This window comes from Streptomyces phaeochromogenes (assembly GCF_001418655.1).
Classification (GTDB): Bacteria; Actinomycetota; Actinomycetes; order Streptomycetales; family Streptomycetaceae; genus Streptomyces; species Streptomyces phaeochromogenes.
Genome location: NZ_LIQZ01000053.1, coordinates 1 through 8,142, shown reverse-complemented (window position 1 = coordinate 8,142; position 8,142 = coordinate 1). Strand labels below are relative to the sequence as shown.

The following is an 8,142-nucleotide window of genomic DNA, read 5'->3' as shown; positions in this document are numbered from 1 at the left end:
GGTCCGGGCAGTCCAGGGCTACGAGGGTGTACGTGGCGATGGCCATGATCGTCCCTTCGGTCGTCCGCCCAGAGGCACCTCATGAGTCGTACGAGGTCACGGGGACCGGCCGGCTCGGTCGCCACCGCGTGCCCGATGTGCCCCATGTGTACCTCACGTGTTCCGAGTGGCCGGTCGGGCATAGCCGAAACGCGCCTCCGCCGGGCGGCGCCGCGAGGGGAGCCACCCCTGGCCAGACTCTGGCAACAGCTGCGGCGAGCGCTTGATCCGGTGGTCGTTGGGGCGCACGGGCGAGGGCGCATGGACGCGCTGAGGAATTGCGGCGCCTCATACGGGCAGAACGCTCCTCATGACACCGCGACTCTCCGTGACAGCCCGCACCGCGGGGCCCGGCGTCCTGCCGCCCCTTCGTCCGATTCCCCTCGGTGGCACGGGTCCCGAGGATGTCGTCGTCGACCGTGAAGGCCGGGTGATCACGGGCGTGGCCGACGGCCGCATCCTCCGTGTCCGGCCGCGCGGTCCCGCCCGTGTGGAGCAGATCGCCCGGACGGGCGGGCGTCCGCTGGGGCTCGAAGTCCTGCCGGACGGGCGGCTGTTGGTGTGCGACGCGGAGCGCGGGCTGCTGCGGGTCACGCCGGAGGCCGACGTCGAGGTTCTGGTCGACCGGGTGGCGGGTGAGCCGCTGCGGTTCTGCAGCAGCGTGGCCGCGGCGGCGGACGGCACGGTGTACTTCACGGCCTCCAGCAGGCGTTTCGGGCTTCAGGAGTGGCTCGGTGACCTGATGGAGCGGACGGCGACAGGACGACTGCTGCGGCTCCCGCCCGGCGGTGGCGAGCCCGAGGTCCTGCTGGACGACCTCGACTTCGCGAACGGAGTCGTGCTGGCCGAGGACGAGTCCTGGGTCGCCGTGGCCGAGACCGGCGCGTACCGCCTCACCCGGCTGTGGCTGACCGGGCCGCGGACCGGACAGCGCGACACCCTGGTCGAGAACCTCCCCGGTTTCCCGGGCAACCTCTCCCGTGGCACGGACGGCATGGTGTGGGTCGCCCTGGCCGGCCCGCGGCAGCTGCCCCTGGACTGGCTGCGCCGGGCGCCCGCGGGCGTACGACGGGCGGCCCGGCGAGCGGCCCGGCCCCTGCCGATCCGCCCTCGCCCGGTCGCCCGCGTGCTGGGCATCGGCCCGGGCGGTCGCATCCGCCACGACCTCAGGCGCCGCGGGGCGGGCTACCGGATGGTGACCGGCGTGTACGAGCACGACGGCATGCTGATCCTGGGCAGCCTGCTGGAGAAGGGGATCGTCGTGTGCGAGCTGCCGGGGCCCGTGTGAGGGCACTGGAACGGACCCCGACTCCTCGGTGCCCATACGTCTGGGGCCCGAGCCCCTGGGTGGCGCCCGAACCTCTCAGCGGTGGCCGAACCGCTCAGTGGTGGCCGAGCCCGCCGCTGCCGAAGCCGCCGCTGCTGTTGCGGCCCCAGATCGGTCGTGTCTGGTCCTTGGCGCGGCGCGAGGACACGTTGCCGTGCAGCTCGTGCGGGGTGAGGACCGTGCCGTTGTGCGGCATCTCGTCGGGCTCGCGCATCTCGCTGACCTCGTGGACTGCCCCGCCCTCGGGCAGATGGGGGTGATCCTCGGGGCGCGGCGGGCCGGGTTCACGGGCGCGCACCCGCATCCCCCACCACACCGCGACGACCAGCATCGCCGTGATCAGAAGTCCCACCACGAAGGGTGCCGAACCGGCCACGACTTCGTGGGGGATGGCTATCTCCCTGCCGAAGGTGTCCATAAAGGCATAGTACCCACCCATAACGGCTCAAGCAGGGCCCCACTGGTGTTCCCGCGGCGGTGTGCCGAGGGCCGCCAAGGGTACGGAGAGGGGATGCGTATGGGTGTACTGGACGTCGGCTCGAACACGGTAAGACTCGTCATCGCGGAGACGGACGGAGCCGTTCCGCTTCCCGTGCACACGGCCAAGCGTCGGCTGAGGCTCTCCGACCATGTCGAGCGGGGTGGCCATCTGCCGGAGGAACAGGTGAACCGGCTGGTGGAGGCGGTGGCGGAGGCCCGGGTGGAGGGCAGGCGGTGGGGGGTGACCCAGCCCTTCGCCTTCGCCACGGCGATCGTGCGGGACGCCCCGAACCGCCCCGAGATCCTGGATCGGGTCACCGCGGAGGCGGGAGTACCGCTGCATGTCCTGCCCGGCGAGGTCGAGGCGGAGCTGACCTTCCTCGCGGCGCGGCGCTGGATGGGCTGGCGCGCGGGGCCGCTGGCCATGCTGGACATCGGGGGCGGCACGCTGGAGGTGGCGTTCGGCCGGAGCAAGCTGCCGGACTTCGCGATCTCGCTGCCGCTGGGGGCCAGCCGGCTGACCCGCGAGTTCTTCCGCGGCCAGGACCCGCCGTCGCCCCGCCGGGCCAAGCTGCTGCGTCGGCACGTACGCCACCAGCTGCGTGACGTCGCGGCCCGTATCCGCTGGGAGGCGCCCCGTACGACGGTCGCCACCTCGCGCACGCTCCAGCAGCTGGGCCGGCTGTGCGGCGCGGCCCCGGGGCGGTCGGGGCCCTTCACCCCGCGCGGCATCACCCGTACCGACCTCCGCGTGGCCGTCGAGCGGCTGTCGGTGCTGCCCGCCGCCGATCGCGCCCTCCTGCCGGGCATCTCTCCCGCGCGGGCCGGTCAGTCCCTGGCCGGGGCGATCGTCGCGCACACCACGATGAAGCTGATGGGCATCGACGAGATGGTCCTCTGCCCCTGGGCACTGCGCGAGGGGGTCCTGCTGCGCTGTATCGAGGACGGCAACGCCGACTGGTGGGACGGTACGGCCCCCAGCCTCCGCGACCAGGAGGCCGTACCGCCGCGGGTACTCCGCCCCGTCGGAGGAGCGGACGTGAGCGCCACGGTGTCCGCCACCGCGTCGTCCGCTCAACTTCCCAGCCGGTCAGGGCAGTTCACCTGACGAGGGGTGCCGGCGGGCAGGTCCCGCCGGCACCCGGGTGGCCGCAAGAACTCGGCACCCCGCGTCCTAGGACACCGTGCAGGCCGTTCCGTTGAGGGTGAAGGCGGTGGGTGCGGTGTTGCCGCCGGACCAGGAGCCGTTGAAGCCGAAGGTGACCGACGCGCCGGGCGCGATCGCCGCGTTGTAGCCGGCGTTGGCCGCGGAGACCGCGGAGCCGGACTGGGTGACGGTGGCGTTCCAGGCCTGCGTCACGCTCTGCCCGGCGGGCCAACTCCACGCCAGGGTCCAGCCGTTGACGGCGGCGGTGCTCGTGTTCCTGATGGTCACCTGCGCGGTGAAGCCGGTGTTCCACTGGCTCTGCACGGTGTACGTGACCGCGCAGGCGCCCGCCGGCGGATTCGTGCCGCCGTCGGTCCAGCCCAGCGCCTCGGCGATGCCGTAATAGGCGGGCTTCGGCTGGAAGTTCTCGTCGTACGGGGTCGCCGCGCCGTAGCCGGGGAACACGTCGGGGATCCACGAGTCGGAGTCGGTGAAGCCCCAGACGGTGACGCCCTCGCAGCGCGACACGGCGACGCAGGCGGCGGTGACGGCCTTGTACTCGGCCTTCTGCTGGGCGAGTTGGGCAGTGGTCGGCGGGACCGTCGTGCGGATGTCGAGCTCGGTGATCGCGACGTCCACGCCGAGGTCGGCGAAGCGCTGGATGTTGGCCTGCAGGGTCGACGGTACCTGGCCGAGGATCAGATGGGCCTGCAGTCCTACGCCGTCGATCGGGACGCCCTGCTCCTTGAGGGACTTGACCAGGTTGTAGAGGGCGGTGCTCTTCGCGTTGACGCCCTCGACGTTGTAGTCGTTGACGTACAGCTTCGCGGCCGGGTCGGCGGCGCGGGCCGCCCGCAGCGCGTCGGCGATGTACGAGTCGCCGATCGCCGTCTGGAAGACCGACTGGCGGCGGGTGCCGTCCTCGTTGAACGGCTCGTTGACCACGTCCCAGTGGTCGATGCGGCCCTGGTAGCGGCCCGCCTCGGTGGCGATGTGGTCGGTCATGACGGTGCGCAGGGTGTCCGCGGTCCAGCTGCCGTTGCTGACCCAGTTCGGCAGCTGGCTGTGCCAGACCAGGGTGTGGCCGCGGACCTTCTGGGCGTGCGCCTCGGCGTAGTTCACGACGGCGTCGGCGCCCGACCAGTTGAAGCTGCCGCGGGTCGGTTCGACCGAGCCCCATTTCATCTCGTTGCCCGGCGTGATCGAGTCGAACTGCTCGCCGACGATCGTGCCGTACGTGCCGGTCAGCTTGGAGGCCGTGACGGCCGTCCCGTAGTAGATGCCCTTGGCGGCGGCGAGGTCCCTCAACACGGGTGCGGCGGCGGCCCGTTGGTCCGAGCCGTTGGCCTGTCCTGAACCGTCGGTGTGCCCCGACCCGTCGGCCGTGCGGCCGGAGACGGCTCCCCCGATGACGAGCGACGCCGCGGCCAGGGTCACCGACGCGGCTCTGCGTAAGCTCTGGAGCTTCATGGACGTCCCTCTCATGATGGCTTCACGTCTCTTCCAGAATTTCCGGAAGACTTCTGCAAAGTTCCGAGAGTGCGTCCGGAACGGTAGAGGCGTGCGGGGTAACCGTCAACGGAGGTGGGGCAGTTGACCGAGGGGCACGCCGACCGTGAGGAGCGTCGGGGCAAGGTCACCATCACGGAGATCGCCCGGGAGGCCGGTGTCTCCGTACCGACCGTGTCGCGAGTGGTCAACGGCCGGTCGGACGTGGCGCCCGGAACCCGGGCCCGGGTCGAGGACCTGCTGTACCGGCACGGCTACCGCAGACGGACGGCCACTACCTCCCGCCGCACCCGCGCCGCGCTGCTCGACCTGGTCTTCAACGACCTCGACAGCCCCTGGGCCGTGGAGATCATCCGCGGTGTGGAGGAGGTCGCGCACGCCGCGGGCATCGGCACGGTCGTCTCGGCGATCCACAACCGCTCGGGCGACGCGCGCCAGTGGATGACGAACCTGCGGGCGCGCGCCTCGGACGGCGTCGTCCTGGTCACGTCCGTCCTGGAACCGGTGCTGCACGAGGAACTGCGCCGCCTCGGCGTGCCCCTCGTGGTGATCGACCCGGCGGGCTCGCCCGCGCTGGACGTGCCGACGGTCGGGGCGACGAACTGGGCGGGCGGGATGGCCGCCACCGAGCACCTGCTGCGGCTCGGCCATCGCAGGATCGGGTTCGTCGCGGGTCCGCCCCGGCTGCTCTGCTCCCGGGCCCGCCTCGACGGCTACCGCGCGGCCCTGGACCGTGCCGGGATCGCCGTCGACGTGTCGCTGATCGTGCCCGGCGACTTCTACCAGGAGTCCGGCTTCACGGGCTGCAACGCCCTGCTCGACCTCGCCGAACCGCCCACGGCGCTCTTCGCCGCGAGCGACCAGATGGCGATGGGCGCGGTCGAGGCACTGCGGCGGCGGGGCCTTCGCGTCCCGGAGGACATCAGCGTCGTCGGTTTCGACGACCTTCCGGAAGTCCGCTGGTCGGCTCCTCCGCTCACCACGGTCCGCCAGCCCCTCGCCGAGATGGGCAAACTCGCGGTCCGTACGGTCCTGAAACTCACCCGGGGCGAGGAACTCGACTCGCCCCGGGTGGAGTTGGCCACCGAACTCGTCGTGCGGTCGAGCACGGCACCGGTGCCGGCCGGGCGGCGCGGCGCCGGCGTGTGAGGGTGCCCTGAGGGTGTCCTACGGAAGGTGCTCCCACCCGCGGTCCGTGCGCGTCAGCTCGCGGAACCCGGCGCCGGTCAGCCTGCTGATCGCTTCCACGGCGCCGACGGCCTCGTACGCGAAGAGCCTCCGCACCCCTGAGAGCCGCAGCCAGTGGGCGGCCTGGGCGAGGAGCCAGTTCTCCAGGCCTTCCACCCGGTGCTCGATGTGGAGGTTGCCTATGTCGGCGAGGCCGCCGCTGCGTGCGTGACGTTCGGGGCGGTCCAGGGCGGTGTCGATCTCGATGAAGCCGAGTACGCGCCCGTCGGCGTGGGCCGTGAAGCGGGTGCCGCACTCGCCGAGCGTGCGGTCGACGGAGACTCCCGGCAGGGGTGTGAACGACGGCAGATCGGCCACGTCGGCGATCAGGATGACCTCGGTGTCGCCCGTGTGCCGGAACCCGGCCCGTTCGTAGGCGGCGCGGATGTGCGGCCAGGGCCGTGGCAGTCCGTAGACGACGGGCGCGGGCAGGGATCCGTCGGCGTAGCGGAGGCGGACGTTCCAGCGGGCCAGCTGGGCCAGACAGGCCGCCATCAGCAGATCGGAGGCCTGGTCGGAGTCCGGCCAGAAGGAGGCGGGCGGATGGCAGACGAACCAGTCGATCGCGCCGGCGTCCCGGAAGCTCTCACCGACCTCGGTGTCGGCGCGGTAGCGCAGGAGATGCGCACCGGCCACCACGTACCGGCGCTGCTCGGCGACGAGCGTGATCCGCTCGGCCACCCACGGGTCGGTGATGAACTCGTCCGGCTGCCGTGTCATACCGCTGAGCACGGTGTTCACGGAGACGGAGACACCGGGGACGACAGCGGCTACGTGCGCGTTGACGAGTTCGGTGAGCTGGTCGCGGTCGTCGCGGTGGAAGGGGCGCACCGTGAGCGCGGGCATGCGGAGACCTCCGGATCGGGTACATGAGGAGGCCGCCATGAGGTGCGGTACGCGGGCGAGAGTACGCCTCACCGGGTGTCGCCGCCATGTGGTTTTCCGTCGGCTCGCCGGGGTCCGTGGCCGGGACTAGCGTGCGAGGAGGAGCCCGTCGCGCTCCTGACGTGCTCGAAGTCGGAAAGCCGGAAGGAAGGTCGGCCATGAAACTGGACAAGCCGGTACCCGGCGGGCCCTGCTGGACCGAGCTGGGGACCAGTGACCTGGAGGCGGCCAAGCGGTTCTACGCCGATGTCTTCGGCTGGCGCCCGGAGACGGACCCTCGCGCGGAGGCGGGCGGCTACACGCTCGCGCACCTCGGCGACGCGGCGGTGGCCGCCCTGACCCCGCTGTTCCAGGAGTCGCAGCCGGTCGCCTGGAACGTGTCGTTCGCGGTGCCCGACGTGGACACGACCGTACGGGCGGTACGGGACGCGGGCGGCTCGGTCGTCCTGGAGCCGATGGACGTCTTCGACCTGGGGCGTTTCGCGGTGGTGGCCGACCCGGGCGGCGCGGTGTTCCAGCTCTGGCAGGCGCGCTCCTTCGCCGGCGCCGGGCTGTTCAACGCCCCCGGCGCGCTCGGCTGGGTGGAGCTCATGACGCGTACCCCCGGTCTGGTCACCGCCTTCTACACGACGGTGTTCGGCTGGACCGTCAACGCCTCGGAGCACTACACACAGTGGGGCATCGCCGGCGCCGACTTCGGCGGCATGGTGGAGATGGGCGACAAGTTCCCCCACGAGGTGCCCTCGCACTGGCTGCCGTACTTCGCCGTCGAGGACGTCGAGGCCACCGCCGAGGCGAGTACGCAGGCGGACGGCGGCGTCCTCATGGAACCCACGTCGGTCCCCGAGGGCCCGCGCATCGCGGTGCTCCGGGACCCGCAGGGCGCGGTCTTCGGGATCTACCGGGCGGCCGACGAGGGCTAGGGAGCCGGACGAGGGTCGGCGAACCGGCGGGCGCCGGAAGCGATCGGGGCTCGACGCTGTCTGCGGTGGGCGTCAGCCGCGCGGGGTGCGCAGCCGGCCCTCCAGCTGGACCAGCAACTCGCCCAGCAGCGCGGCGAGTTCCCGCTGCTCGGCGCCGTCGACCCCGGACAGGACCGCGGTCTCGTACGAGAGCTGCTCGGGCAGGATGGAGTCGACCAGGTCGCGTCCGGCGTCGGTGAGGCGCACATGGGCGACGCGTCGGTCGCGGGTGTCGCCCCGGCGCTCGACCAGGCCGCGCTCCGTCAGCTGCTTGAGCCGCTTGGTGACGGCGGCGCCGGAGGAGAAGGTCTCGCGGGCCAGCTCGCCGGGGGTCAGTTCCAGGCCGGTGCGGCGCAGGGCGCCGAGGAGGTCGAACTCGGGGCGGGTGAGTCCGGCGTGTCGCAGAGGCGCGTCCTCGGCCTGCTGGAGGAGCGCGGCACAGCGGTTGATGCGGCCGATGATCTCCATGGGACCGGTGTCGAGGCCGGGGTGGACCGTCTGCCACTGCCGTACCACCGCGGCGAGGGTGTCTCCCGCGACCGTCCTCCCGGCCGCCCCTCCATGGA

The 8,142-nt window shown here is 72.1% G+C and carries 8 protein-coding genes; 4 read left to right on the top strand and 4 right to left on the bottom strand.

Going from position 1 to position 8,142, the window contains the following annotated elements:
- The first annotated feature begins 349 nt into the window (after positions 1-349).
- Positions 350-1,327: an SMP-30/gluconolactonase/LRE family protein gene (locus AOK17_RS07515; protein ID WP_079052849.1), complete on the top strand. Its 978-nt coding sequence runs from the start codon at positions 350-352 to the stop codon at positions 1,325-1,327.
- Between the two features lie 94 nt (positions 1,328-1,421).
- On the opposite strand, the gene AOK17_RS07510 is transcribed toward AOK17_RS07515, so the two are convergent.
- Positions 1,422-1,784, bottom strand: coding sequence for a DUF6479 family protein (locus AOK17_RS07510; RefSeq protein ID WP_055611541.1), 363 nt, complete (start codon positions 1,782-1,784; stop codon positions 1,422-1,424).
- Between the two features lie 93 nt (positions 1,785-1,877).
- Here AOK17_RS07510 and AOK17_RS07505 point away from each other — a divergent pair, with 93 nt between their 5' ends.
- Complete coding sequence (locus AOK17_RS07505) at positions 1,878-2,954, top strand: Ppx/GppA family phosphatase (protein WP_055611540.1); 1,077 nt, start codon at positions 1,878-1,880, stop codon at positions 2,952-2,954.
- A gap of 66 nt (positions 2,955-3,020) precedes the next feature.
- Here AOK17_RS07505 and AOK17_RS07500 read toward each other — a convergent pair whose 3' ends face one another.
- Entirely contained in the window at positions 3,021-4,478 is a 1,458-nt protein-coding gene (locus tag AOK17_RS07500; RefSeq protein WP_055611539.1) for a glycoside hydrolase family 10 protein, read from the bottom strand.
- Positions 4,479-4,586: 108 nt separating this feature from the next.
- Here AOK17_RS07500 and AOK17_RS07495 point away from each other — a divergent pair, with 108 nt between their 5' ends.
- The gene (locus AOK17_RS07495) at positions 4,587-5,651 is read left to right on the top strand and encodes a LacI family DNA-binding transcriptional regulator (protein WP_055611538.1); all 1,065 of its coding nucleotides are present in this window, start codon (positions 4,587-4,589) and stop codon (positions 5,649-5,651) included.
- Between the two features lie 18 nt (positions 5,652-5,669).
- Here the strand turns inward: AOK17_RS07495 and AOK17_RS07490 are convergent, their stop codons facing one another.
- On the bottom strand, positions 5,670-6,575 hold the full coding sequence (locus AOK17_RS07490; protein ID WP_055611537.1) for a hypothetical protein: 906 nt from the start codon (positions 6,573-6,575) through the stop codon (positions 5,670-5,672).
- Positions 6,576-6,772: 197 nt separating this feature from the next.
- Here AOK17_RS07490 and AOK17_RS07485 point away from each other — a divergent pair, with 197 nt between their 5' ends.
- Entirely contained in the window at positions 6,773-7,537 is a 765-nt protein-coding gene (locus AOK17_RS07485; RefSeq protein WP_055611536.1) for a VOC family protein, read from the top strand.
- A 72-nt stretch (positions 7,538-7,609) separates the two neighbouring features.
- Here the strand turns inward: AOK17_RS07485 and AOK17_RS07480 are convergent, their stop codons facing one another.
- A complete protein-coding gene (locus tag AOK17_RS07480) occupies positions 7,610-8,092 on the bottom strand; it encodes a MarR family winged helix-turn-helix transcriptional regulator (RefSeq protein WP_079052850.1) in 483 nt (160 codons plus the stop codon).
- Between the last annotated feature and the right edge of the window lie 50 nt (positions 8,093-8,142).